This window comes from Flavobacterium gelidilacus DSM 15343 (assembly GCF_000422685.1).
GTDB classification, from domain to species: Bacteria; Bacteroidota; Bacteroidia; order Flavobacteriales; family Flavobacteriaceae; genus Flavobacterium; species Flavobacterium gelidilacus.
This window is the reverse complement of the sequence record NZ_KE383903.1, coordinates 467,406-492,443: the sequence shown is the minus strand read 5'-3', so window position 1 is coordinate 492,443 and position 25,038 is coordinate 467,406. Positions and strand designations below refer to the sequence as shown.

Sequence of the window (25,038 nt, the reverse complement as noted above, 5' to 3'; positions counted from 1 at the left end):
AATTATTGTACGTCTATATCATATTCTAAAAAAGTATTATTTCCGTTTTCATCCACTCCAGACCAAAATTTAAAATGATAAATACCAAATTCTGTAGGTTTGAATTGTAAATCTACTTCATAGGATTCAGCACTCGCATCAATACAATTATCATCATTGAGCTTTATAGCTTCAATATTAACTGTTCTTGTAAACTCATCTGTATACTGGTAGTTAAAGCCATTAAATAGATGACAAGTAGAAGGTCTTCTATATATAACCTTAATGGCACCCAACTGATTTAACGGCCAATCTGAAGGAATTATTACTGATTCAATCGGCAAAGCAACAGATTCGGATTTGGGTTCATCATCCAAGTTACACGAAAGCACCATGGAAATCATTATCAGAAAAAAAACAAATTTCTTCATTTTATTATTTTATTATACTTTGTAGATTCAAATTTTTGAAAAAGGTTGCGTTAAATATATAAAAAAACCCGAAAAAATTTCGGGCTTCTTTATTATGATTTATTTTCTGCTAAATATTCTTTAATTTTGACTTCCAATTCATCCATTAGTTCTGGATTATCTTTTATTAAACCTTTAACAGCATCTCTTCCTTGACCAAGTTTTGTTTCACCATAACTAAACCAAGAACCGCTTTTCTTTACGATTTCATATTCTACAGCTAAATCTAAAATTTCTCCTACTTTAGAAATTCCTTCCCCATACATAATATCAAATTCGGCCGTTCTAAAAGGTGGTGCAACTTTATTTTTAACGATTTTTACTTTTGTTCTATTTCCTATAACGTTATCACCATCTTTAATTTGAGTAGAACGTCTAATATCAATTCTCACCGAAGCATAAAATTTTAAGGCATTTCCACCAGTTGTAGTTTCTGGACTTCCAAACATTACTCCAATTTTATCTCTTAATTGGTTAATGAAGAAAACAGTACAATTCGTTTTGTGAATAGTTCCAGTTAATTTTCTTAAAGCTTGAGACATCAAACGAGCATGTAATCCCATTTTTGAATCACCCATATCACCTTCAATTTCACTTTTTGGCGTTAAGGCAGCGACAGAGTCAATTACAACAATATCAATTGCACCAGAACGAATTAAGTTTTCTGCAATTTCTAATGCTTGTTCACCATTATCTGGTTGAGACATAATTAAATTATCTATATCAACACCTAGTTTTTGAGCGTAAAAACGATCAAAAGCGTGCTCAGCATCGATAAAAGCAGCAATTCCACCAGCTTTTTGAGCTTCAGCAATAGCATGTAATGTTAAAGTTGTTTTACCAGAAGATTCTGGGCCATACACTTCAATAACCCTACCTCTTGGGTATCCATTTACTCCTAAAGCAATGTCAATTCCAAGTGAACCAGAGGAAATAGTTTCTATTTCTTCAACAGCAGAATCTCCCAGTTTCATTACGGTTCCTTTTCCGTAAGTTTTGTCTAATTTATCTAATGTTAGCTGTAACGCTTTTAATTTGGCTTCTTTATCTGAACTCATAATTGCATTTATTTTTCGTAAAAATACTGCTTTTTTTTGGTGTGCCAAAAATTGTTAATATATTTTATTTTAGAATTTAAAATTTGATTTTTTATCAATTTTTTTACCTTTGCAAATAAATCCTTCCATTTAGGATTAAAAAAAATATTTTCTGTACAATCGTTACATGTAACGATTCTAAACGTTTATAGCATGCAACTGTATAACACATTAAGCGCAGAAGAAAGAGCTCAACTTATTGATGAAGCAGGTAAGCAACGACTTACACTTTCTTTTTATGCGTATGCCAAAATTGAAGACCCAAAAAAATTTAGAGATGATTTATTCGTAGCTTGGAATGCACTTGATGCTCTAGGACGAATTTACGTTGCCCACGAAGGAATAAATGCTCAAATGAGTGTGCCTGCAGATAATTTTGAAGCTTTTCGCGATACGCTAGAAGTTTATGATTTCATGAAAGGAATCCGTTTAAATGTGGCTGTTGATCAGGATGACCATTCATTTTTAAAATTAACGATCAAAGTTCGACATAAAATTGTCGCAGATGGTTTAAATGATGCAACCTTTGATGTTACAAATAAAGGGGTTCATTTAAGAGCAAAAGAGTTCAATCAAATTTTAGAAGATCCAAACACAATTGTAGTTGATTTTAGAAATCACTATGAAAGCGAAGTCGGACATTTTAAAGGAGCAATTACTCCAGATGTTGAAACTTTTAGAGAAAGTCTTCCTATTATAAATGAACAATTAAAAGATTTCAAAGAAACCAAAAATCTAGTAATGTATTGTACTGGAGGAATTCGATGTGAAAAAGCAAGTGCTTACTACAAACACCAAGGTTTTAAAAACGTATTTCAACTAGAAGGTGGAATTATACAATATGCTAAACAAATTAAAGAGGAAAATTTGGAGAGCAAATTCATTGGAAAAAATTTCGTTTTTGATAATCGTTTAGGAGAAAGAATCACAGAAGATATTGTTTCCCAATGTCATCAATGCGGAAAACCATGTGACAATCATACCAATTGCTATAACGATAGTTGTCATTTATTATTTATTCAATGTGATGAATGTAAAACAGCTATGGATAATTGCTGTTCAACAGCATGTTTAGAAACAACACATTTACCTTTAGTAGAACAAGTCAAATTAAGAAAAGGCTTGCAAGTTGGAAATAAAGTCTTTAGAAAAGGAAAATCTGAAAATTTAAAATTCAAACATTCAGGAGAATTAAGTGATGTTTCACTAGCAGTTGTCAGTAAAACAAAAGACATCCATCAAAAAATAAAAGTAAAAAAAGTATTAGTTGGTAAAACAGATCATTATTATGTAAAAGCTCAAGTTGGACTTTTTACTATAGAAAAGCAAGAACTAAATATTGGCGATAAAATATTAATTTCTGGACCAACAACAGGAAATCAAGAGTTAATTCTAGGAAAAATGTTTGTGAATGGACAAGAGGCTTCTGAAGCTAAAGCTGGAGACAAAATTACTTTTGAACTCCCTTTTAGAGTTAGGCTTTCAGACAAATTATTTAAAATTTTGAATTAATGCGAAGAATTTTCTAAAAAGAAGAATTTAAAATCACATACTTTATAAAACCTATTTGCGTTTCAATGTAAGTAGGTTTTGTTTTTAGTCAAATATTTATCATTAGACTATATGTAAAATTATAGTATCTTTACATTCAAAATACACTTTTGACAAGTAGTTCTTTAATCGGAACAATCAATATATATACAAAATTATGGCATGTACAAGCTGTTCTACGGGTGCTAAAGATGGCACACCAAAAGGATGTAAAAATAATGGGACTTGCGGCACCGATAGCTGCAACAAATTAACGGTTTTTGATTGGTTGTCTAACATGGCTTTGCCTGGTGGACAAGAACCTTTTAATGCGGTTGAGGTAAGATTTAAAAATGGTAGAAAAGAATTTTTTAGAAATACTGAAAAATTAACTCTTTCAATTGGAGATGTTGTGGCAACTGAAGCTTCACCGGGACACGATATTGGAATAATTTCACTTACAGGAGAATTGGTAAAAATTCAAATGAAGAAAAAAAGTGAAAATCCTGATGGAGATTTAGCTAAAGTTTATAGAAAAGCTACTCAAAAAGATATTGATATTTGGAGTGTTTGCCGTGAAAAAGAAGAAAAAATAAAAGTAAAAGCTAGAGAATTAGCTATAGGTTTAAAATTAGAAATGAAAATTTCAGATATTGAATTTCAAGGTGATGGATCAAAAGCAACGTTTTATTACACAGCAAATGATAGAGTAGACTTTAGACAATTAATCAAAGAATTTGCTCGTGAATTTAGCATAAGAATCGAAATGAAACAAGTTGGTTTCCGTCAAGAAGCTTCTAGACTTGGTGGAATTGGATCTTGTGGTAGAGAGTTATGTTGTTCAACTTGGTTAACCGATTTTAGAAGTGTAAATACATCAGCAGCGCGTTACCAACAACTTTCGTTAAATCCTCAAAAACTAGCTGGGCAATGTGGAAAATTAAAATGCTGTTTAAATTATGAGTTAGATACTTATTTAGACGCGTTGAAACATATTCCAGACATGGAAACTAAATTATACACTGAAAAAGGAGATGCTTTTTGTCAAAAAATTGACATTTTTAAAGAGTTAATGTGGTTCTCATATGCAAATAATTCAGCACATTGGCATGTTTTACCTGTTGCTCAAGTAAAAGAAATTTTAGAAGTAAATAAAAAGAAAGAGCGTGTATCTTCGCTTGAAGATTTTGTTGTAGAAGCTGCGCCTCAGATTGAAAAAACATATCAAAATGTTGTAGGTCAAGATAGTTTAACACGATTTGATCAACCCGTAAAAAAGAATAAAAACAACAATAAAAGAAAGAAAAATTTTAAAAAGAAGCCAAATGAACCTAAAGGGAAATAGTATTTTGCTTTTATTTTTTATCGTTATTTTTACTTCATGTGACGATAAAAGGTTTTATGACGAATATGTAAATCTTGATGGTAAATGGACCAATAAGAAGGAAATAAAATTTTCGTTTGAACAAAAGGACACTATTAACTTGTATAATATGTTTGTTACAATTAGAAACAATAATAATTATGCATTTAATAATTTGTTTTTAATTGTAAAAATGGATCAACCTAATAATATTGTTAAGATTGATACTTTAGAATATTTGATGGCAAATCCTGATGGGACATTACTTGGCGAAGGAGTTACAGATACAAAACACAATAAACTTTGGTTTAAAGAGAATTTTAAATTTCCTAAATCAGGTAACTATTCAATTTCAATAACACAAGCCAATCGAGAAACGGGCAAGGTAAAAGGAGTTGAGGAGTTAGAAGGTATTACAGAAGTTGGTTTTAGAATTGAAAAAAAATAATATAGAATATGGCAACTGCAAAAAAGAACAATAAAGAGAATTTTTCTGATTATGTAAAAAAGTTTTGGATTCTTTTTACTTACGCTATGATTGCAATGGTGGCTTTTTTCTTTCTAGCTTCATGGGGCTTTTTTGGTGAAATGCCATCCTTTGACGAGTTAGAAAATCCAAATTCAAATATTGCTTCAGAAATTATTTCTTCTGACGGAAAAACCATTGGTAAATTTGCCATTCAAAATAGAATTCCAGTTAAATTTAAAGATCTTCCTGATGATTTAGTTAATGCTTTGGTTTCAACTGAAGATGAACGCTTCTACGAACATTCTGGAATTGACCCCAGAGGTACAATGCGTGCAGTTCTTAAATTGGGGAGCAATGGTGGAGCAAGTACAATTACTCAACAATTGGCAAAAAACCTTTTTCACGGAAGTGATGGTTCAAAAAATATTGTAGTTCGTATTGTTCAAAAAGTAAAAGAATGGATTATTGCAGTTCGATTAGAAAGACAATATACCAAACAAGAAATAATTGCCATGTATTTAAATCAAGTTGATTTTGTGAATAATGCAATTGGAATTTCTTCTGCTTCTAAAATATACTTCAATAAAAAACCAAAAGATCTAGCTACAGAAGAAAGTGCTGTTTTGGTTGGAATGCTTACAAATCCATCTAGATTTAATCCTAACAGATTTAAAGAAAGAGCTACAAACAGAAGAAACATTGTTTTAGGTCAAATGGTTAGAAATAAGCATCTGTCAGAAGATAAATTCGCAAAGCTAAAAGCCGAGCCCTTAAAATTAGATTTCAAACTAGAAAATCATAACGATGGAATTGCAACTTATTTTAGAGAATACTTACGTGATTATCTAAAAAAATGGACCAAAGACAATCCTAAACCAGACGGAACAACATATGATATTCATAAAGATGGTCTAAAAATTTATACTACTATTGATTCAAAAATGCAAAAATATGCAGAAGAAGCAGTAGCTCAACATTTAAAAAATCTTCAAGAAAAATTCTTTGAAGAAGCAAAAGATAAAAAAAACGCCCCTTTCGTTAATTTGACAGATGAGGAAACCAATAGCATCATTAAAAGAGCTATGAAAAATTCTGAACGTTGGAGAATTATGAAAGGTGATGAAAAAACAGATGATGAAATCTTAAAATCATTTGAGGTCAAAACAAAAATGAAAATTTTTACTTGGAACGGTGAGAGAGACACAATAATGACTCCAAAAGACTCAATAATTTATTATAAACATTTTCTTCAAACCGGATTTATGGCAATGGAGCCGCAAACAGGTTATGTAAAAGCTTGGGTTGGAGGAATTGACCAAAAATACTTTCAATACGATCACGTAGGTCAAGGAGCGAGACAAGTAGGTTCTACTTTCAAACCTTTCGTTTACGCAACAGCTATTGATCAATTGGGAATGTCACCATGTGATTCAATTATAGATTCACCATTTACAATGCCAAAAGGAAAATGGGGAATTACACAATCTTGGTCACCAAGAAATTCTGATGGAAAATATAGAGGCTTAATTAATTTAAAAAAAGCTTTAGCCAATTCAGTAAATACAATTTCTGCAAAATTAATGGATAGAGTTGGACCGGAGGCCGTTGTTAATATGGTTCATAGATTAGGAGTTTCTTCTGAAATTCCTGCAAGACCAGCAATTGCATTAGGTGCAGTAGAAATTACAGTAGAAGAAATGGTTGCTGCATTAAGTACCTTTGCCAATGAAGGACAATATGTAAAACCACAAATAATTACTCGAATAGAAGATAAAAATGGAGTAGTTATTTTTGAAAGTATGCCAGAAACAAAAGACGTAGTTAATAAAGAAGTAGCTTATGCAGTTATAAAATTAATGGCAGGTGTAACAGAAGATGCAGGAACAGGTGCAAGATTAAGAAGAGGTAGTGCGGGTTTTATGAATTATAATTACAATCTCCAAAATGAAATTGCAGGTAAAACAGGAACTTCACAAAATAATTCTGACGGTTGGTTTATGGGAATGGTTCCAAATTTAGCAGCAGGAGTTTGGGTAGGAAACGAAGATAGATCAGCTCACTTTAGAAGAACTTATTACGGACAAGGAGCTACAATGGCTTTGCCAATTTGGGGTATTTTTATGGACAAATGTTATAAAGATAAATCACTAAATGTTTCTAAAGAAAGATTTCCAAAACCTGCTGATATGTCTATTAAAGTAGATTGTTGGACTGCGAAAAAAGTTATTGATACAACAGAAACAGTAGTCCCTGATATTGATGAGTTACAATTTTAAAATTACACAAACACCTTTGAAAGAAGGTGTTTTTTTTATACATTTAAGCAAATTTTAGAACAACTATGATAAATAGAAAAGTAAATAACGTGCAAGAAGCACTCCAAGGCATAAAAGACAACATGACAATAATGTTAGGTGGTTTTGGGCTTTGTGGAATACCAGAAAATAGTATTGCAGAACTTGTGAAAATGAATATTTCAGGTTTAACCTGTATTTCAAATAATGCTGGAGTTGATGATTTTGGATTAGGATTATTACTTCAAAAAAGACAAATCAAGAAAATGATTTCTTCTTATGTAGGTGAAAATGCTGAGTTTGAACGTCAAATGCTTTCAGGAGAATTAGATGTAGAATTAACACCACAAGGAACTTTAGCCGAAAAATGTAGAGCTGCACAAGCCGGAATTCCAGCATTTTTTACACCCGCAGGTTACGGAACAGAAGTAGCTGAAGGAAAAGAAACAAGAGAATTCAACGGTAAAATGCATATAATGGAATTAGCTTATAAAGCTGATTTCGCCATAGTAAAAGCATGGAAAGGGGATGAAGCTGGAAATTTAATTTTCAAAGGAACAGCCAGAAATTTCAATGCTGTTATGGCCGGAGCTGCAAAAATCACAATTGCTGAGGTTGAAGAATTAGTTCCAGCAGGAACTTTAGATCCAAATCAAATTCATATTCCAGGAATTATGGTAAATCGTATTTTCCAAGGAGAAAAATTTGAAAAGAGAATAGAACAACGTACTGTAAGACAAAGAAATTAATTATGGCATTAGATAAAAATCAAATTGCAATGCGAATTGCAAAAGAAGTAAAAGATGGTTACTATGTAAACCTAGGAATAGGTATTCCAACTTTAGTAGCCAATTTTGTAAGAAATGATATTAATGTAGAATTTCAATCTGAAAACGGTGTTTTAGGAATGGGGCCTTTTCCTTTTGAAGGAGAAGAAGACGCAGATATTATTAATGCAGGAAAACAAACCATTACAACATTGCCAGGAGCAAGTTTCTTTGATTCAGCTTTTAGTTTTGGAATGATTCGTAGTCAAAAAGTAGATTTAACTATTTTAGGAGCTATGGAAGTTTCAGAAAATGGAGATATTGCAAACTGGAAAATTCCAGGTAAAATGGTAAAAGGAATGGGTGGAGCAATGGACTTAGTTGCTTCTGCTGAAAATATTATAGTTGCCATGATGCACGTTAATAGAGCAGGAGAATCAAAATTGTTAAAGAAATGCTCGCTTCCTTTAACAGGAGTTGGTTGCGTAAAGAAAATTGTAACTGAATTAGCCGTAATAGAAATTACACCAAAAGGTTTTAAACTCTTAGAAAGAGCTCCTGGAGTTTCTATTGAAGAGATAAAAAATGCTACAGAAGGCACATTAATTATAGAAGGAGATATTCCTGAAATGATATTAAATTAAAAAAAATATTTTCCCTAATGAAAAGCCAGCTATTGCTGGCTTTTTTTGTGCTATTAATAATAAATTGTTAATAAAAATAGTGGGTATTTAAAAAATATGCGGTTTAACCGTAATAAATATTAAAATTTTGTTAATATATTTAAAATCTCAAAATTAAAAGCCTATTAACTAATTTAACAACAGATTTATTATGAAAAAAAATTTACCTAAAAGCTGGATGGCAATAGCTGCCCTCAGTTTATTCTCACTAACTGTTTCCGCTCAAGAGGGAGATAAAAATGTAAAACAAAAAATTATTGATGAAAACGGACAAATAAGTTTAGTCGTTTTCAATGAGACTTCTTCTTATTCAACAAAAGACTCGAGGACCATTTTTAAAGATCAGTTTAATTTGTCAGATGATTCTGAATTTGTTTCAATTTATTCAGAACAAGACAGTAAAGGTTTCTTCCATGAAAAATTTCAATTGTTTCACAAAGGAATTAAAGTAGAGTTTGTTACTTATACTTTACATTCAAAAAGTGGAAAAGTTGTTTCAATTAGTGGAGAAATGTATCCAATTAATGATTTCAAAATAATTCCATCAATTAGTGCATCAGTAGCTTTTAATAATGCTACAAGAAAAATTGGAGCAACTTCTTATTTATGGGATAATCCAGAAGAAGCAGTTTTAGCCGGAAATTATCAAAAACCTCAAGGAGAACTAATGATTATTCCTGTTTTTAATGATAACGTAACAGATAGTAAAGAAAAAGTAAAACTTAAATTAGTATATAAATTTGACATTTATGCATCGCAACCTTTAAGTAGAGGTGATGTATATGTTGATGCTCAAAACGGAGAAGTTGTTTTTTATAACGCAACCATCAAACATGCTAATAACTTTGGACATTCATCATTTAATCCTTTAACAAAAAAGGCTAAATATATTCCAGAAGTTTCTACTGAAAAAACAAAACAACTTACCAATACTTTAGAAACTTTAGTAGCAGGAACAGCTTCAACTAGATACAGCGGTTCACAATCTATTGAAACTACTTTAAGCGGTGGAAGTTATATCTTAAAAGATGCAACTCGTGGAAGTGGTGTTAATACTTATGACTTAAATACAAGTACAAATTATGCTTCTGCAGTTAACTTTACAGATAATGATAATAACTGGACAACAGCAGAACATTCTACTAATAAAGATAATGGAGCTTTAGATGCACATTGGGGAGCTGAAAAAACATTTGATTATTGGGGTGTAAAACACAACAGAAATAGTTTCAATAATTCGGGTGCAGCTATTAACAGTTATGTTCATTATAGTTCAAACTATGACAATGCTTTTTGGGATGGTTCTAGAATGACTTATGGTGATGGAAGTGGAACTTACTTTGATATCTTAACTTCATTAGATGTTGCCGCACATGAAATTGGTCATGCAGTTTGTACTTATACAGCTAATTTAGCATATCAAAGAGAATCTGGAGCATTAAACGAAGCTTTTTCAGATATTTGGGGATCAGCAGTTGAGTTTTATGCAGCACCAACAAAAAGTACATGGTTAATTGGTGAAGATATTGAAAGACGTTCTGGACATTTAGCTTTACGTTCTATGAGTAATCCAAAAAGTGAAGGTCAACCAGATACTTATGGTGGAACTTATTGGCAAAATCCTAACTGTGGAACTCCAACTCAAGCAAATGATTATTGTGGAGTTCATACAAATAGTGGTGTTTTAAATCACTGGTTTTATATTTTAGTTCAAGGAAAATCAGGAACAAATGATATAGGAAGTACTTACAATGTATCAGGAATTGGAATGGACAAAGCATCAAACATTGCTTATCGTTTAGAGAGTCAATATTTATCAGCAAATTCAACATATGCTAATGCAAGAACTTACGGAATTCAATCTGCTGTAGATTTATACGGTGCAGGTTCACCTGAAGTTATTGCTACTACAAATGCATTTTATGCAGTTGGAGTTGGTGCAGCTTATGTTATTGCAGATTCACAAGCACCTTCTACACCTACAAACTTAGTAGCTTCTGGAACAACAGCTTCTTCAACTAATTTAAGTTGGAATGCATCAACAGATAATATTGGTGTTACAGGATATAATGTATACAGAGATGGAACTTTGGTAACAACTGCTACAGGAACTTCTTATGTAGCTTCAGGCTTGACAGGTTCAACTACTTATGCATTCACAGTAAAAGCTAAAGATGCTGCAGGAAACTTATCTGCAACAAGTAATACAGCAAGTGTAACAACATTAGTAGGTTCAACTACTTATTGTGCTTCTCAAGGAAACAGTACAGCAGATGAAAGAATTGGAAGAGTTCAATTTAATTCAATAAACAATGCTTCTACAGGAACTGCTGGTTACGAAGATTTTACATCTATATCAACTACAGTAACACAAGGAACAAATTACGCAATTACAATTACACCAACTTGGACAGGAACTGTTTATAGTGAAGGTTATGCTGTGTTTGTAGATTATAATAAAGATGGGGATTTTGATGATGCAGGTGAAACTGTTTGGACAAAAGCAACTTCAACTTCACCTCCAGCAAGTGGTTCATTTACAATTCCAGCAACTGCTTCAACTGGAGTGACAAGAATGAGAGTTGCAATGAAATATAACGGTGTTCCAACTTCTTGTGAAGCATTTAGTTATGGACAAGTGGAAGATTATACTGTTAATATTACAGGTTCAACGGCTGATACACAAGCACCAACCGCACCAACAAGTTTAGTTGCTTCAAATGTAACTGAAACTACGGCTTCACTTTCTTGGAATGCTTCATCAGACAATGTTGGAGTTACAGGTTATGATGTTTACAGTGGTTCAACATTATTAGGAAATGTTGCGGGAACATCTGCAAATTTAACAGGATTAACAGCAAACACTTCTTATACTTATAGTGTAAGAGCTAAAGATGCAGCAGGAAATGTATCTTCATCTAGTAATGCGGTAACATTTACTACAACTGGTGGTTCAACAGGAAATTCTACTACAACATTACATGAAGGATTCTTCGAATCTGGATGGGATGGGTGGCAAGACGGTGGAAGTGATTGTGCTCGTTATTCTGGTTCAAGATCTTTTGAAGGAAGTTATTCAATTTATGTGAGAGATAATTCAGGTTCTGCTTCAACAATGACATCACCTTCATTTAATTTAGGTTCATATGATGCAGTTGAATTCAAATTCTATTTCTACACAAATTCTATGGAAACAGGAGAAGACTTCTTTGTACAATTCTACAATGGTTCTTCATGGACAACTATTGCAACTTATGTAAGTGGTTCTAGTTTTAATAACAATACTTTTTATTCTGGAACACTTAATTTAACTAAAGCACAATACAATTTTGCATCAAATTCACAGTTTAGAATTCAATGTGATGCTTCTGCAAATGATGATTTAGTTTATATTGATCAAGTAACTGTAAAAGGAATTATAGGAACTGGTTTTGCACCAAATAGCTTGATGCAATTAGGAACTACAAATTCTTTAACAATTGATAATGTCGACGAAATTGATGGTGACTTTATGATTTATCCAAATCCAGTTACTGATGGAATGTTGAATGTTAGAGTTCCTTCTGAAAAAGCGACTTATAGCATTATCAACTTATTAGGACAAACAGTATTAAAAGGAGAAGTTTCGCAACAAGCGATAAACGTTTCATCTTTAAATGCAGGTGTTTATATTATTGAAGTTAATGATGGTGAAGAAATAAACAATCAAAAATTCATTAAGAAATAAATAGATTACTAATTAATTTAAAAATCCCGATTACAATTTGTAATCGGGATTTTTTTATTTAGATTATTACAGATTCAAAGAACGAATAGAGTATAATCATGATAACGATTGCTACAACTAATCCCAATTTTGAATTATCATCTTTAACTACATCATCATACGATTTTTTTCCCAGGTAATAAATCCAAACCGTAATATTTCCCAGTATATGACAAATCAAATTTTCAACTAAAAAAGAAGAGTTTCTCATTCAATTACTTTTTCTTATTCAAATATTCCAACAAAACATCATTTGCATTACCAAAAGTTGGATGTTGATCTGATATATTTACTACTCTTTTTTTATTTAATTTATACATTAAATCAAATTCAGTCGTAAATAAAATAACAGACAAAAACGGATTGTTTAAAAACGGAAGTAATCGATCAAAAGCTGTATCGACAGTGTGAATTTCAAACAATTCTTCTTGCTGAAACCTGAACTTTAATTCCATTTTCAATTCGTCGCCATCAATAACTGGACGAATGTAAATATTTTTTAGTTCAGTATTTCCAATAGTTTTTGCAAAAGTCAATTTCGCAAAAGTTCCATCAGTTAAACTAGTTTTAAATCTTGCATAAAAATCTTTAAAAGAATCAGTAAAAGGCATATTTCTTATTTTATATTAAAAAAACCAACTTGCGACAAAGATAGCAGTTATTACACAGATTAAATCAACTAAAAGCATTGTTCCTAGCGTATATCTTGTGTTTTTCATGTTGATACTTCCAAAATAAACAGCAATAACGTAAAACGTTGTTTCTGCGCTACATTGAAAAATACTACTCAATCTTCCAGTTAATGAATCTGGACCGTAAGTTTTCATAGCATCAATCATAAATCCACGTGAACCACCAGAACTAAATGGTCGCAACATTGCAACAGGTAATGAATCTGTTATTTCTTTACTCATTCCAGCATGAGAAGCAATAAATGAAATTCCGTTAGAAATCAAATCAAACAAACCACTATTTCTGAACATTGAAATAGCAACAAGCATAGCTAAAACATAAGGAAAAATCGTTACTCCAGTTTTTAAACCATTGTTTGCTCCAACAACAAATGAGTCGAAAATCGTAGTTTTTAAAGCAGTGAATTTCTTTTCGTTAATCCAAGAAAATATTAAGGTAAAGGCAATTATTACAACTAACATCAAACCAGAAAGATTAGCTGTAAAAAAGTTTTTCTCCACTAAATTTAATCCGTTTATGTAAAATAACAACCCTACAATTGCACCAATTAATGTAAATAAGGAAATTACCAGTGAAGCACTTTTAAAGTTTATTTTTTGACGAATTCCTACTATGATGAAAGCAGCAATTGTACCAATAAATGAAGTTATGATACAAGGTAACATTACATCAGCTGGATTGGCAGCATTTTCGGCCGCACGATATCCAATAATTGATGTCGGAATCAGAGTTAAACCAGCAGCGTGTAAACACATAAACATTATTTGGGCATCACTGGCTTTGTCTTTATCCGGATTTATTTCTTGCAAACTTTGCATGGCTTTCAACCCAAAAGGAGTTGCGGCAGAATCTAATCCAAGAAAGTTAGCCGCAAAATTTAAAGTCATATATGAAATGGACTCATGATTTTTTGGAACTGTAGGGAATATTTTTGAGAAAACGGGGCTCAATTTTTTGGCCAATTTTTCAGAAGCACCAGAGTCAATAAGCAATTGCATTAAACCACAAAAGAAGGCTAAATAAGCAATTAACGGAATGATTAAATCGACCAAACTACTTTTTGCAGTAGCTAATAAACCATCCGATTTTTGAACACCACTATATATTTTTACGGTTTGATTTTTATAAACGTAAGTTGTATCAGGATTTGTTGTTACGTTGTTAAGTATGTATGTTTTTTCTTCAGATTTTTCAATACTATCTTTAATGAAAACTGGAATTTCATTCAAAAATTTTTCTGAAACTAAAACTGGATCATCTTTTTGACCGTTCAAAAGAAAATCTATAGTATAAGTGTTTCCAGAAAACAAACTAACCACAACAAAAAGAATTGACGAAACAAAAATTGCCAACCAAAACCTGCTCAATACCATAATTCGAATTTTTGTAAAAGTAGTAAATCAATGTCAATTTCAATAACAATGTCAAAAATCAATGATAATTTTGGAATTTGGAATTTTACTTAAACATGTAAAATTTCATCATCAACTAACAAATCTTCTCTTCGCATTTTTAAGAAAACTTGAGCTACAGCGATAACGTCTTTTTCACAATACGTTACAATTCTGTCAATATCATTCTCTATATAAAATACTCTTGCAACTTCGCTTCCATCAATATCATCTTTAGGAGATTTAATGCCAAAAATTTTAGTCAATAATTTTAAAGAAGTAAAGTGTTTATAATCTCCAAATTTCCACAATTCTAAAGTGTCTAAATGAGGAACTTCCCAAGGTTTTTTACCAAATAAGTTTATTTTTTGTGGTAAAGCCAAATCGTTAATAATCATTCTACGAGCAATGAACGGAATATCAAATTCCTTGATGTTATGACCACATAAAAGATGAGCCGTTAAATGAAAATTTTCATTCAATAAGTTTGAAAAATCTTGTAATATTTTCTTTTCTTCACCAAAAAAGGAAGTCACTCTAAAATTCCGAATATCACTTTTGTTGTTAAAAAAGCCAACCGAAATACAAATTATTTTTCCGAATTCGGCCCAAATTCCGGCTCTTTCGTAAAAATCTTCTGCACTAACTTCGTCTCTTCTTTGGTATTGTGTTTTTTGCTCCCAAAGTTTTTTGGTTTCTTCATCCATTCCTAAATAACTTGTTTCTTGAGGAACAGTTTCAATATCTAAAAATAGAATATTGTTGAGGTTAATTTTTTCGATCATGGTTTTTTATTATTAAAAAGTGAGTGTCTTTTTTCTTTGTTTTTTCCTCTATTTTCTTTCTCCTAACATCTTATAACTTTCTTCCACATAAGTATATAAATCATTACTATGAGGATCAGTTGCCGTTTGAAGCCCTTTTAAATGCCCTAAGCGCACAATAATTAAATCATCTTCAGGAATTACAATTACAAATTGTCCTAAATGACCTCTCATGTAAAACAACTCTTTTCCACCAATGTTATGCATCCACCATCCATAACCATATTGTGGACTGTCTTTAAATCGTGGTGTAATGCACTTTTTCACAAAAGTTGAATCTAGAATTTGCTCTCCGTTCCATTTTCCGTTTTGCTTGTAGAGTTTTCCAAATCTTGCAAAATCTCTTGCGTTACTTGCTATGCAACAATAGGCTTTTTCAATTCCATCGTTATCGTGGTCTAGTTGCCAAAGTGCATCATTTTCTGCTCCCATTGGTTGCCAAAAGTTTTTAGAAACATAATCAGAAACATATTCACCAGTTGCTTTTTCAATACACATGGCTAACAATTGTGTTGCACCACTTAAATATTTGAAAGACTGACCAGGTTTTTCATTGATTTCTAATCCTAAAATTACTTTTTTCAAATCATCATCAAAATAAGCACGAGTTACAATTGAAAAAGGGCTATAATATTTTTCATCCCAATTTAATCCAGAAGCCATTGATGATAAATCACCAACTGTTACATCTTTAGCAAATTTACCTTTTAGTTCAGGGAAAAAGTCAGTTACTTTTTGGTCTAAACTTTTAATTTTTCCTTGTATTATGGCTTTTCCAAGTGCAGCAGTTATTACACTTTTTGCCATTGAAAACGAATTAGTTTTTGAGTTTTTATTAAATCCATCAAAATAACTTTCGTGCCAAATACTATCATTTTTAATAATTAAAAAAGCAACGGTTTGAAGTTCTTTATGAGTTTTTGCAAGAGTTGGAGTTGCTTCAACAGAATTATAATTCTTGGCAATATTCCAAGGTTGTGCTGTTCCTTTTTTGATTTCTCTATTAGGAAAATGAGTGTAGTCTTCTAAAAAAGCGGTTGTATAGCCTCTGAAATAAATGGTTCTAACGGCTCTAAGTAAATAATCTACATCAAAAAGGTACATTAAAATAATAATGCTTACTAAAACAATAGCAAACCATTTGAAGAGTTTTTTGAGAAATCTCATAGTAAAAAGTTTACAACGAATTTAATGAAATTTCCATACAAAAAAGAGAATTCAAAATAGATTTTAAAATAAAGATTGTTGTTTCACAGGATTTTCATGATCTAACAACCATTTTTTTCGCCACAAACCACCAGCATAACCAGTTAATGAACCATCTGAACCTATAACTCTGTGGCAAGGAACTACAATCCAAAGTGGATTTTTTCCATTTGCGTTTGCAACAGCTCTAATTGCTTTTACATCACCTAATTTTATAGAAAGTTCTTGATAAGACATTGTCTTTCCGTGAGGAATATTTAATAGCTCTTGCCAAACTTTTTGTTGAAAAGCTGTTCCTTTTGGATTTAATTTGAAATTGAAATCATTTCTATTTCCTTCAAAATAATCTTGAATTTGATTTACAGCTTCTTCTAGTTCAAGCGGAATTTTTTTAGATACTTTTTGTTCCTCATCAAAAACATGAATTTTTGAAATTCCGTTTTCATCTCCAATTATTTCTGTAAACCCTAAAGGTGTTTTGATCATTGCTGTTTCCATAAAATAAATGTAAGGATTATTTTAGAAAAGGGCTTCTCTTTTGAATTTGTAATTCAAAAATTCTAACACTTTTTTACTATTGATTATTTTTCCAAGAGATTTTTTTGATTTATCAAATTCAGGCAAAGGCAATTCATTTTCATTTGCTTTTTGGGTATAATATTCTTTTCTAGTTGGGTGATAAGGAGAAACAGCATTCAAAATTAAGTTGTCATGCTGAACATGATTCAGAATCTCACAAATTATTCCAATACAATCTTCTTGATGAATTAAGTTTATAGGAGCATCTGGGTTTTCAACGTCTTTTTTTCCTGCTAAGAACTTTATAGGATGTCTGTCTTCACCGATTAAACCTCCAAAACGAAGAATTGTAGTTTGGAAATTTGAGTTAGAAAGTAATAAATCTTGAGTTTGAAGCAATTGTTTTCCACTTTCAGAATCTGGATTTGGAATTGTATTTTCATCTATTTCAACAACAGGAAATGCATCTGCATAAACACTTGTTGAACTTATAAACACAATATATTTAATTTTTGATTTTTCAATTTCAGTAATCAATAATTTAATTTTTTCAACAAAATTTTCTGATGGATTACTTCGTAATTTTGGAGGAATGTCAATAATTAAAACTTCCGAACTTTCTAAAAAGCCAGCTACATTTCCTATAATTTCAGTTTCAGAAAGCTCAATTTGAAAAGGTTGAATGTCATTACTTTCCAAAAGATCTAATTTACTTTCAGAAGTTGTTGAACCTTTTACATCATAACCAGTTTCTATTAACTTTTTAGCTAATGGAAATCCTAGCCAACCGATTCCTAGTATTGAGATTTTATTGTGCATTATTTAATATATGTATCATTTCAGTTATATTAACGTTTCGCTCATAGCTTAGAGCATTTAAGTCAATTACGTTAAATTTTATTATATCATCAATATTATATTCCAAATTATATAATTCTAAATCTTCTTTTTTTGCTTTAATTTCGCAAGCTTTAAAATAGCCTTCTTTAGCTATTGAGAGTAATTGGATGTAATCATTAAAAACTGCATTTTCTTTTAAATCAATAGTGATTATATATTTTTCGTTTTCTAATATTCTATCTTTTATGTATTCTATTAAAGTTGTTTTATTATAGAATTTATTATCAACTGAAATTTCATTCTTACTATTTTGTTTTAAATCTATTCTATTTTCATAGTTTAAATAAAAATTCCGATTAGATTTATTTTTAGATAAATATTTTTTTCCATCACTAATTCCAAAAGAATTATCTTGATAAAAAGATTTTCTGTGCTCAAACTTTGTTGGATAAGTAGAATAAGCAATTTCATAATCAGTTAAAATATATATTGTTTTTTTTATTTTATTAACAAATTTAATTGGAGTTTTTTTATCAATGTTTAGTTGAATGTGTTCATTTCGATGATATTTTAAAAAGTCATTTTCCGTAATATAAGAAATTAAATTTTTTATCTTAATAGATTCATTTTTATCTTGATAGTAAATTTGTGAATCATTAGAAATGTAAAATTGTTTTGTAATAGAATTATAAAATAATTTTTCTAAATATTCAGATTTAGGTAAATCAATTTGATGCTTAGTATATAAATTATTCTTTTTTATTTCTGAAAATTTAGATTCAAAAGAAAGAATATTTATTTGAGAAAATAAGAATGCAATTAAACTTATTAATCCAAAAGAAAGAAGAATATACTTAAAATAGTTTCTTGTAAAACAGCGCATGCTTTGCCAAGATTGTAAGAATAAAACAAGAATTATAAGAAAAAAGAAATAATCATATTCTTTGTAAAAATCAATTTGATAATGAATGCCAAGATTAAAGTTTTTTCTTAGACCAAAGCTACTTATATTAAACATTCCATACATAACAGAAAATTTAAAAAACCAATATAAAAAAACCCAAATCAACACATTTTGATTGTGAACAATTTTCTTTCGTTTAAATTGAATGGTTTTTTCATTATACTTTCTATTAGTATCAAAAACTATTTTAAAAAAGAACGTTTGACCAATTAATAATGCCAAAAACGCATAAAAGAGATTATAAAATAAGAGTTCGTTTTTTGTAAATTCTAAATAGTTGAAGTTTTGAGTAAATGTAAGAAGTCGTAAATAATCACGTAAGGAAACAGAAAAAATATAAATTGAAAAACTCAACAATACAGAAACAAACAAACCCAACCAAAACCTAAATTTTGAAATAGTAAGTTCTTCTCTAAAAGAAACCTTTCTTCTTTCTTCTTTCATCTAACTTCTAAAGTCTAAACTTCTTTTTTAACTAACATAATAAATTCATCTTCCAATAATCTATAGCCTTGATCATATAAAAAATAATAAGTGTTTCCTGTTTTGGTTTGTAAAATGCTTGTGAAAAACTCAAAATCAAAACCTTTACTTGTCAGCTTAGTTCGCGTAGTTCTTCCTTTATCTTCTGGATTTAAATCGCAAAGAATTCTGTAATTTTTACGCAATTTGTTATTTATATTACGCATCAAATTATTTTGATCTTTATTCATTTTATTATTATAGGCATTACGACAACCGTCAGAACAAAACTTTTTGTCTTCTCTACCTATAATTTTATCACCACATTCTAAACAGTTTTTACTCATAATTTACTTCTTAAAGTTAAAAACCATTTCTTCATTAGAATCTTCAAAGTAAGCGTATACTTTCACATGATTTTCTGAAACAAATTCAAAAGTGAAATTGTCGAAATACATTCTATTGCCTTCCTTTTTAATGAATTTAAAATCTTCTGATTGATCTTTTTCTTCCCAACCGTTTAAATTAGCATCAAAATGTTTGATTTGATATTCAAGTGTCCCGTCTTTTTCAACAATGTGTCCTAGTTCATAAAAGACTATTTTACCTTCAACGACAAGTTTAAAGTTGAACATCATTGAGCCACCAAAAGGTTGACTCCAATTTTCTTCATAAGTTCCACTAAAAGCTTCGCCTTTCCAATTTCCAGCAAGCCATTTTATATCTTGTAAAGTTGCCTTTTCAGAACCCTTTTCATCATTGTAATGCAAGGTGTTTTGAGCGAAACAAAATGATGTAAACAATAAAAACAGAATTATTTTTTTCATGATTAGTAGTTATAAAATTAGATTCTGAATCAAGTTCAGAATGACAAAAATTGGATTATTTAAGTTTTTTAAGTTGGTATAAATCATGTCTTCTGTCTTTCATAGTTCTAACACTTCCATGTTGGTGTAATTCTTTTAATAAATTTATATCGACATCTACGATTAGAGTCATTTCAGTATTTGGAGTTGCTTCTGCTTTAATTCCATTACTTGGAAAAGCAAAATCAGAAGGTGTAAAAACAGCAGCTTGTGCATATTGAATATCCATGTTGTTTACTTTTGGTAAATTCCCAACACAACCTGCAATTGCTACATAACATTCATTTTCAATGGCTCTTGCTTGTGCACAATGTTTTACACGTGTATATCCATTTTGAGTATCGGTTAAGAAAGGAACGAATAAAATATTCATCCCTTCATCAGCCATAAGTCTTGATAATTCTGGAAATTCAACATCATAACAAATTACGATTCCGACTTTTCCACAATCTGTATCAAAAGTTTGAATGGCATCACCACCTGTAATTCCCCAATGGAAAACTTCGTTTGGTGTAATGTGAATTTTGCGATACATTTCGTTTGTACCATCTCGTTTACAAAGGAAACCCACATTAAAAACGTGTCCGTCTTCAATAAAAGGCATACTTCCTGTAATAATATTTATATTGTAAGAAATTGCAAATTCTTGGAATTTTAATTTTACGGCTTCAGTATGACGAGCTAGCTCTTTAATCGCTTCTGCTTCAGACAAATGGTTGTAGTCTGCCATTAATGGTGCTGTGAATAATTCAGGAAATAATGCGAAATCACTTCCGTAACCAGAAACTGCATCAATAAAGAATTCAGCTTGTTCAAAAAGAGCATCTAAATTACTTAACGAACGCATTTGCCATTGAATTAAACCTAAACGAACAATACTTTTTTCTGTATTAATTAATTTTGGACTGTCTTCATAATAGACGTTATTCCATTCTAATAAAACAGCATATTCTAAAGATTCTTTATCGCCTTCTAAATAATTTTTAAGTACACGAACTTCGTGAAAATCATTACTTAACTGAAATGATAGAACAGGATCATAAATTTCTTTTTTCTTTACTTTATCAATGTAAACTTTGGGAGTTATTTCGTCTTTGTATTTTCCATAAGTTGGAATTCTTCCTGCAAAGATTATTGATTTAAGATTTAATTGATCACACAATTCTTTTCTTGCATCATATAAACGTCTACCTAAACGTAGACCTCTATATTTTGGGTTGATGAAAACATCAATACCATAAATAACTTCACCATTAGGATTATGAGTGGAGAAAGTATAATTACCTGTAATTCCTTTATAAGTTCTAGTTTTAAAGGCAAACTCTTCTGTCACTAAAATAGATAAGGCAGAACCTACAACGATTCCATCTACAACAATAACTAATTGTCCTTCTGGGAATTTTTTTAATAAATTTTCTATTTGATTTTCTTTCCAAAATGTATCTGCCATTTCTGGATATGACTCAATCATAGATTTTTTTAACTCTTTATAATCTTCAATTTGTAGATTTCTTAATTCAACAGTTTGTATTGTGCTAGGCATATTTTGCTGGTTTTGTTGCAAATATAATAAAATTATTATCCGTTTACAAACGTTTACAAATATTTACAACCGAAAGTAAACAGATAACTACCGAATAAGTTATGAAAGCCGTCTAATCTTTGCACTGTCGAAATGAAACAACGATTATTTCAATTTTAAAATCAATTTTTATTAGACACGAAAATAATTTATATAAACAATTTAAATTTTACACGCCATGAATGCATTAAGAAACAAAGTACAATTAATCGGTCACGTAGGACAAGAACCAGAAATCAAAACTTTTGAAGGAGGAAAAAAATTAGCGAACATTACGCTAGCAACAAACGAAAGCTACACCAATGCAAAAGGGGAAAAAGTAGAAAGTACAGAATGGCATCGTTTAACAGCTTGGGGAAAAACAGCTGATTTAATTGAAAGCTACGTTACCAAAGGAAAAGAAATTGCTATCGAAGGAAAGTTATCACACAGAAGTTATGATGACAAAGACGGTGTAAAACGATACATCACAGAAGTTGTAATTAGTGAGTTGCTTTTATTAGGAAAGTAATTTTTTTAAAGATTGCACGGATTTCATAAATTGAAGTTCGTGCAATTCCTTTTTTAACCTTTAAAATTTTAAATCATGAACATAAGAGTTTTCAACATAAGATTAAGTAAAGAGTTTTGCATAGTAGATCAAAACCGAATGAATGAATTTTTAGATTCAGTAGAAGTAAAATTAACTTCAACCAATTTTGTTACAACAGGAACAAACGATTATTGGTCAGCAGTAGTTTTTTATGACTTAAAAACTAAAACAGAAAAATCAAAAGAAGACAAATCAACTTTTGAAGATTTATCTGAGTATGAAAAGGAAATTTTTTCAGCACTGAAGCATTGGAGAAATGACTTAGCGAAAGATTTAGGTTGGTCAGCTTTTAGAATTTGTCACAATGCACATTTATTAGCAATAGCAGAGGCAAAACCACAAAGTATAGTAGAGTTAATTCAAGTAAAGGGTTTTGGTGAAGTTAGAACCGAAAAATATGGAGAAGCTATTTTAGCTGTTTTGAACGCTTTTTAGAAAACACTTTTAGCCGCTCGATAGGTGTTAGCATGAGCTTCAATAATAGTTTTTATCTCTGGGGAATAACCACCGCCCATTGAAACTTGGACCGGAATTTCATATTTATAACACAACTCAAAGACTAGTTGATCTCTTTTTTTACAGCCCTCGAGTGAACAACCTAATTTGCCTAATTTGTCAGAAGCTAAAATGTCAACACCAGCTAAATAAAAGATAAAATCGGGTTTTTGTGCTTCAATTAAATCTGGAATTACGGTTGAAATAGTTTTTAGAAATTCATCATCAGAAGTGTTGTCATTAAAAGCAATATCTAAGTCAGATTTTTCTTTTTTGAAAGGATAATTGTTTTTACCATGTGTTGAAAAGGTAAAAACATTTGAATTATTCTGAAATATTTCAGCTGTTCCATTACCTTGATGTACATCTAAATCGATAATTAAAATTTTTTTGACTAATTTTTTGTCCAATAAAAATTTAGAGGCAATGGCTTGGTCATTTAGCATACAAAAAGCTTCTCCATGATTTGAATAGGCATGATGTGTTCCACCAGCAATATTAAAGGAAACTTTTGACTCAAAGGATTTTTGAGCACCAATTATGGTTCCCTGTGTAATTCTTAATTCGCGTTCTACTAGTTCTTTTGAAAGTGGGAATCCTATTTTTCGAGCAGCTTTAGCGTTTAATGTGAGCTTTAGTAAATCATCTACATATTCTTTTGTGTGAGTAGCTAAAATATGACTTAAATCGCAAGTTTCAGGTGCAAAAAAATCGGATTTTAAAGCTGTTCCTTCATGCAATAATTGTTGTGGTAGCAAATCATATTTCAACATAGGAAAACGATGTCCTTCTGGCAAAGGATGTTTATATATGGGATGAAATGCTATTGGAAACATATAGAACTAGTCTAGAACATTCAAAACTTCTTTTACATTTGAAAGTGCTAAAAAGTTTTTATGTTCAATTTCGAAATCAATTTTTTCATATTCCCAAGTCGTGTGATAAGGAATGTGAATTCCAAAACCACCTAAATTTAGAATGGGTAAGACATCAGATTTTAACGAATTTCCGATCATTAAGAAATCATTTGTTTTGCATTCTAAACGGCCAAACATTTTGGAATAGTCTAATTCGGCTTTGTCACTCAAAACTTCAATATGGTGAAAATAATGTCCAATTCCGGAATCGTGTAATTTTCTGTGTTGGTCTTTCAAATCACCTTTTGTAGCAACAACTAATTTGTACTTGCCATTAAGTTCTTTTAAAACGTCTTCTACATTTGGTAATAATTCAACAGGTTTTTGCAATAAATCTTTACCAATAGTTATAATTTGTTCAATACCTTTTCCAGAAATTTGATGATTGGTTAATTGCAAAGCAACCTCAATCATGGAAAGTGTAAAGGCTTTTATTCCAAAACCATATAGAGGTAAGTTCTTAACTTGATGGTTTAAAATTAAACCCAAAATCTCTTGACTAGAAGCAAAATCTTGAAATAATTGACAAAATCGTTCTTGAGCTTCATCGAAATAAGGTTCGTTGTGCCAAAGTGTATCGTCTGCGTCGAAAGCTATTATTTTTGGGTTCATTTAGTTGTAAAATTTATCTTCTTTCCAATTAGAAGGATTGTTTTCAATATAAGTTTGAATTCGTTCAAATGAAATCGAGTTTTTAATAATTATATCATAAAATTTAGACTGCCAATTAAAATCTGAATTGATTAAGCGTGCATTTTTTGTAACAACAGATTTATAAGAACGAATAATTGTTGAAACAGAACCAGGTTTCGGTGATATTTTTGAAAAATATGTATTCGTAGAATCGTTGCATTGCAAAGATTCATTAATTGCCATAGATGGTTTTTCATTGGAATCGTTACATTGCAACAAATTTAAGTTGTCATTTTGTAACGAGTTTATTATCAGTATTCCATGTATATGATTTGGCATAACAACAAAATTACCTAATTCAACAAACGGAAAATGGTTAGGTATTTCTAACCAAAAATTTTCTGCAATGGTTCCGATTTCATTTAAAAGCATTATTTTTTGATTGTTATTATTTTCAATTTCACCAAAATAATGTTTTCTGTTTCCAGTACAAATAGTTATAAAGTAAGCACCATTATTTCTATAATCCCAGTTTTTGAGTCTTAAAGATTCGATTCGGTATTTGTTTTTATAATTTTTGGACATAGGTATATTATTAATAACGAGACCTTGCATTGCAATAGTGGAGACGTTGCA

25 protein-coding genes are annotated in these 25,038 nt (G+C 30.6%); 9 read left to right on the top strand and 16 right to left on the bottom strand.

The features are described 5' to 3' along the window. Positions 1-2 precede the first annotated feature (2 nt). Positions 3-410, bottom strand: a complete 408-nt coding sequence (locus G507_RS0111955) for a hypothetical protein (protein WP_026717697.1) — start codon at positions 408-410, stop codon at positions 3-5. 92 nt (positions 411-502) lie between these two features. Beyond that, the gene (gene recA, locus G507_RS0111950) at positions 503-1,507 is read right to left on the bottom strand and encodes a recombinase RecA (protein ID WP_026717696.1); all 1,005 of its coding nucleotides are present in this window, start codon (positions 1,505-1,507) and stop codon (positions 503-505) included. 192 nt (positions 1,508-1,699) lie between these two features. Between recA and trhO the strand changes: the two genes are divergently transcribed. From trhO to G507_RS0111915, 7 genes are all read left to right on the top strand, one after another. Beyond that, complete coding sequence (gene trhO, locus G507_RS0111945) at positions 1,700-3,058, top strand: oxygen-dependent tRNA uridine(34) hydroxylase TrhO (RefSeq protein WP_026717695.1); 1,359 nt, start codon at positions 1,700-1,702, stop codon at positions 3,056-3,058. Positions 3,059-3,254: 196 nt separating this feature from the next. After that, complete coding sequence (locus G507_RS16940) at positions 3,255-4,421, top strand: PSP1 domain-containing protein (RefSeq protein ID WP_035666155.1); 1,167 nt, start codon at positions 3,255-3,257, stop codon at positions 4,419-4,421. After that, positions 4,402-4,887 (top strand): gliding motility lipoprotein GldH, encoded by a 486-nt coding sequence (locus tag G507_RS0111935; protein WP_026717694.1) that lies wholly within the window; start codon positions 4,402-4,404, stop codon positions 4,885-4,887. The genes G507_RS16940 and G507_RS0111935 overlap by 20 nt, the downstream gene beginning before the upstream one ends. Before the next feature lie 8 nt (positions 4,888-4,895). After that, entirely contained in the window at positions 4,896-7,184 is a 2,289-nt protein-coding gene (locus tag G507_RS0111930; protein ID WP_026717693.1) for a penicillin-binding protein 1A, read from the top strand. Between the two features lie 65 nt (positions 7,185-7,249). Continuing rightward, entirely contained in the window at positions 7,250-7,951 is a 702-nt protein-coding gene (locus G507_RS0111925) for a CoA transferase subunit A (RefSeq protein ID WP_026717692.1), read from the top strand. A gap of 2 nt (positions 7,952-7,953) precedes the next feature. Then, positions 7,954-8,613, top strand: a complete 660-nt coding sequence (locus G507_RS0111920; RefSeq protein ID WP_026717691.1) for a 3-oxoacid CoA-transferase subunit B — start codon at positions 7,954-7,956, stop codon at positions 8,611-8,613. A 190-nt stretch (positions 8,614-8,803) separates the two neighbouring features. Continuing rightward, positions 8,804-12,379: a M4 family metallopeptidase gene (locus tag G507_RS0111915; protein WP_026717690.1), complete on the top strand. Its 3,576-nt coding sequence runs from the start codon at positions 8,804-8,806 to the stop codon at positions 12,377-12,379. A gap of 58 nt (positions 12,380-12,437) precedes the next feature. Here the strand turns inward: G507_RS0111915 and G507_RS0111910 are convergent, their stop codons facing one another. The 11 genes from G507_RS0111910 to G507_RS0111860 form a co-directional block, all read right to left on the bottom strand. Beyond that, entirely contained in the window at positions 12,438-12,629 is a 192-nt protein-coding gene (locus tag G507_RS0111910) for a hypothetical protein (RefSeq protein ID WP_026717689.1), read from the bottom strand. Positions 12,630-12,633: 4 nt separating this feature from the next. After that, on the bottom strand, positions 12,634-13,029 hold the full coding sequence (locus G507_RS0111905) for a hypothetical protein (RefSeq protein WP_026717688.1): 396 nt from the start codon (positions 13,027-13,029) through the stop codon (positions 12,634-12,636). Between the two features lie 15 nt (positions 13,030-13,044). Beyond that, positions 13,045-14,484, bottom strand: a complete 1,440-nt coding sequence (locus G507_RS0111900) for a nucleoside recognition domain-containing protein (RefSeq protein WP_026717687.1) — start codon at positions 14,482-14,484, stop codon at positions 13,045-13,047. An 89-nt stretch (positions 14,485-14,573) separates the two neighbouring features. Then, positions 14,574-15,287, bottom strand: coding sequence for a 3'-5' exonuclease (locus tag G507_RS0111895; RefSeq protein ID WP_026717686.1), 714 nt, complete (start codon positions 15,285-15,287; stop codon positions 14,574-14,576). A 48-nt stretch (positions 15,288-15,335) separates the two neighbouring features. Continuing rightward, positions 15,336-16,493, bottom strand: a complete 1,158-nt coding sequence (locus tag G507_RS0111890; protein WP_026717685.1) for a serine hydrolase domain-containing protein — start codon at positions 16,491-16,493, stop codon at positions 15,336-15,338. A gap of 63 nt (positions 16,494-16,556) precedes the next feature. After that, positions 16,557-17,030: a methylated-DNA--[protein]-cysteine S-methyltransferase gene (locus G507_RS0111885; RefSeq protein ID WP_026717684.1), complete on the bottom strand. Its 474-nt coding sequence runs from the start codon at positions 17,028-17,030 to the stop codon at positions 16,557-16,559. A gap of 21 nt (positions 17,031-17,051) precedes the next feature. After that, the gene (locus tag G507_RS0111880) at positions 17,052-17,870 is read right to left on the bottom strand and encodes an NAD(P)H-binding protein (RefSeq protein WP_026717683.1); all 819 of its coding nucleotides are present in this window, start codon (positions 17,868-17,870) and stop codon (positions 17,052-17,054) included. Further along, entirely contained in the window at positions 17,860-19,299 is a 1,440-nt protein-coding gene (locus G507_RS0111875; RefSeq protein ID WP_026717682.1) for a hypothetical protein, read from the bottom strand. Before G507_RS0111875 ends, G507_RS0111880 begins: the two co-directional genes overlap by 11 nt. 14 nt (positions 19,300-19,313) lie before the next feature. Continuing rightward, positions 19,314-19,664 carry a hypothetical protein gene (locus G507_RS0111870; protein ID WP_026717681.1) on the bottom strand — a complete coding sequence of 117 codons (351 nt, stop codon included), beginning with the start codon at positions 19,662-19,664 and terminating at the stop codon, positions 19,314-19,316. A gap of 3 nt (positions 19,665-19,667) precedes the next feature. Continuing rightward, the gene (locus G507_RS0111865; protein WP_026717680.1) at positions 19,668-20,144 is read right to left on the bottom strand and encodes a DUF6265 family protein; all 477 of its coding nucleotides are present in this window, start codon (positions 20,142-20,144) and stop codon (positions 19,668-19,670) included. A 55-nt stretch (positions 20,145-20,199) separates the two neighbouring features. Continuing rightward, entirely contained in the window at positions 20,200-21,726 is a 1,527-nt protein-coding gene (locus G507_RS0111860; RefSeq protein WP_026717679.1) for a bifunctional GNAT family N-acetyltransferase/carbon-nitrogen hydrolase family protein, read from the bottom strand. Between the two features lie 217 nt (positions 21,727-21,943). Between G507_RS0111860 and G507_RS0111855 the strand changes: the two genes are divergently transcribed. Then, a complete protein-coding gene (locus G507_RS0111855; RefSeq protein ID WP_026717678.1) occupies positions 21,944-22,276 on the top strand; it encodes a single-stranded DNA-binding protein in 333 nt (110 codons plus the stop codon). A 75-nt stretch (positions 22,277-22,351) separates the two neighbouring features. After that, the gene (locus tag G507_RS0111850; protein WP_084518971.1) at positions 22,352-22,792 is read left to right on the top strand and encodes an HRDC domain-containing protein; all 441 of its coding nucleotides are present in this window, start codon (positions 22,352-22,354) and stop codon (positions 22,790-22,792) included. Here G507_RS0111850 and G507_RS0111845 read toward each other — a convergent pair. The 3 genes from G507_RS0111845 to G507_RS0111835 are packed head-to-tail and all read right to left on the bottom strand — an operon-like array spanning position 22,789 to position 24,987. Further along, the gene (locus G507_RS0111845; RefSeq protein WP_026717676.1) at positions 22,789-23,688 is read right to left on the bottom strand and encodes a histone deacetylase family protein; all 900 of its coding nucleotides are present in this window, start codon (positions 23,686-23,688) and stop codon (positions 22,789-22,791) included. The two genes, G507_RS0111850 and G507_RS0111845, sit on opposite strands and share 4 nt — an antisense overlap. 6 nt (positions 23,689-23,694) lie before the next feature. Then, on the bottom strand, positions 23,695-24,381 hold the full coding sequence (locus tag G507_RS0111840; protein ID WP_026717675.1) for an HAD family hydrolase: 687 nt from the start codon (positions 24,379-24,381) through the stop codon (positions 23,695-23,697). Next, entirely contained in the window at positions 24,382-24,987 is a 606-nt protein-coding gene (locus G507_RS0111835) for a transposase (RefSeq protein ID WP_035666151.1), read from the bottom strand. It abuts the gene before it with no gap. Between the last annotated feature and the right edge of the window lie 51 nt (positions 24,988-25,038).

What these genes read in the sequence shown, in the direction of transcription:
- G507_RS0111930 (WP_026717693.1), top strand. Translation starts at nt 4,896, where the DNA reads ATGGCAACTGCAAAAAAGAACAATAAAGAGAATTTTTCTGATTATGTA.
- G507_RS0111880 (WP_026717683.1), bottom strand. Translation starts at nt 17,870, where the DNA reads ATGCACAATAAAATCTCAATACTAGGAATCGGTTGGCTAGGATTTCCA.
- G507_RS0111905 (WP_026717688.1), bottom strand. Translation starts at nt 13,029, where the DNA reads ATGCCTTTTACTGATTCTTTTAAAGATTTTTATGCAAGATTTAAAACT.
- G507_RS16940 (WP_035666155.1), top strand. Translation starts at nt 3,255, where the DNA reads ATGGCATGTACAAGCTGTTCTACGGGTGCTAAAGATGGCACACCAAAA.
- G507_RS0111855 (WP_026717678.1), top strand. Translation starts at nt 21,944, where the DNA reads ATGAATGCATTAAGAAACAAAGTACAATTAATCGGTCACGTAGGACAA.
- G507_RS0111920 (WP_026717691.1), top strand. Translation starts at nt 7,954, where the DNA reads ATGGCATTAGATAAAAATCAAATTGCAATGCGAATTGCAAAAGAAGTA.
- G507_RS0111935 (WP_026717694.1), top strand. Translation starts at nt 4,402, where the DNA reads ATGAACCTAAAGGGAAATAGTATTTTGCTTTTATTTTTTATCGTTATT.
- G507_RS0111915 (WP_026717690.1), top strand. Translation starts at nt 8,804, where the DNA reads ATGAAAAAAAATTTACCTAAAAGCTGGATGGCAATAGCTGCCCTCAGT.
- G507_RS0111835 (WP_035666151.1), bottom strand. Translation starts at nt 24,987, where the DNA reads ATGTCCAAAAATTATAAAAACAAATACCGAATCGAATCTTTAAGACTC.
- G507_RS0111885 (WP_026717684.1), bottom strand. Translation starts at nt 17,030, where the DNA reads ATGGAAACAGCAATGATCAAAACACCTTTAGGGTTTACAGAAATAATT.
- G507_RS0111890 (WP_026717685.1), bottom strand. Translation starts at nt 16,493, where the DNA reads ATGAGATTTCTCAAAAAACTCTTCAAATGGTTTGCTATTGTTTTAGTA.
- G507_RS0111850 (WP_084518971.1), top strand. Translation starts at nt 22,352, where the DNA reads ATGAACATAAGAGTTTTCAACATAAGATTAAGTAAAGAGTTTTGCATA.
- G507_RS0111840 (WP_026717675.1), bottom strand. Translation starts at nt 24,381, where the DNA reads ATGAACCCAAAAATAATAGCTTTCGACGCAGACGATACACTTTGGCAC.
- trhO (WP_026717695.1), top strand. Translation starts at nt 1,700, where the DNA reads ATGCAACTGTATAACACATTAAGCGCAGAAGAAAGAGCTCAACTTATT.
- G507_RS0111865 (WP_026717680.1), bottom strand. Translation starts at nt 20,144, where the DNA reads ATGAAAAAAATAATTCTGTTTTTATTGTTTACATCATTTTGTTTCGCT.
- G507_RS0111870 (WP_026717681.1), bottom strand. Translation starts at nt 19,664, where the DNA reads ATGAGTAAAAACTGTTTAGAATGTGGTGATAAAATTATAGGTAGAGAA.
- G507_RS0111955 (WP_026717697.1), bottom strand. Translation starts at nt 410, where the DNA reads ATGAAGAAATTTGTTTTTTTTCTGATAATGATTTCCATGGTGCTTTCG.
- G507_RS0111875 (WP_026717682.1), bottom strand. Translation starts at nt 19,299, where the DNA reads ATGAAAGAAGAAAGAAGAAAGGTTTCTTTTAGAGAAGAACTTACTATT.
- recA (WP_026717696.1), bottom strand. Translation starts at nt 1,507, where the DNA reads ATGAGTTCAGATAAAGAAGCCAAATTAAAAGCGTTACAGCTAACATTA.
- G507_RS0111900 (WP_026717687.1), bottom strand. Translation starts at nt 14,484, where the DNA reads ATGGTATTGAGCAGGTTTTGGTTGGCAATTTTTGTTTCGTCAATTCTT.
- G507_RS0111845 (WP_026717676.1), bottom strand. Translation starts at nt 23,688, where the DNA reads ATGTTTCCAATAGCATTTCATCCCATATATAAACATCCTTTGCCAGAA.
- G507_RS0111910 (WP_026717689.1), bottom strand. Translation starts at nt 12,629, where the DNA reads ATGAGAAACTCTTCTTTTTTAGTTGAAAATTTGATTTGTCATATACTG.
- G507_RS0111860 (WP_026717679.1), bottom strand. Translation starts at nt 21,726, where the DNA reads ATGCCTAGCACAATACAAACTGTTGAATTAAGAAATCTACAAATTGAA.
- G507_RS0111895 (WP_026717686.1), bottom strand. Translation starts at nt 15,287, where the DNA reads ATGATCGAAAAAATTAACCTCAACAATATTCTATTTTTAGATATTGAA.
- G507_RS0111925 (WP_026717692.1), top strand. Translation starts at nt 7,250, where the DNA reads ATGATAAATAGAAAAGTAAATAACGTGCAAGAAGCACTCCAAGGCATA.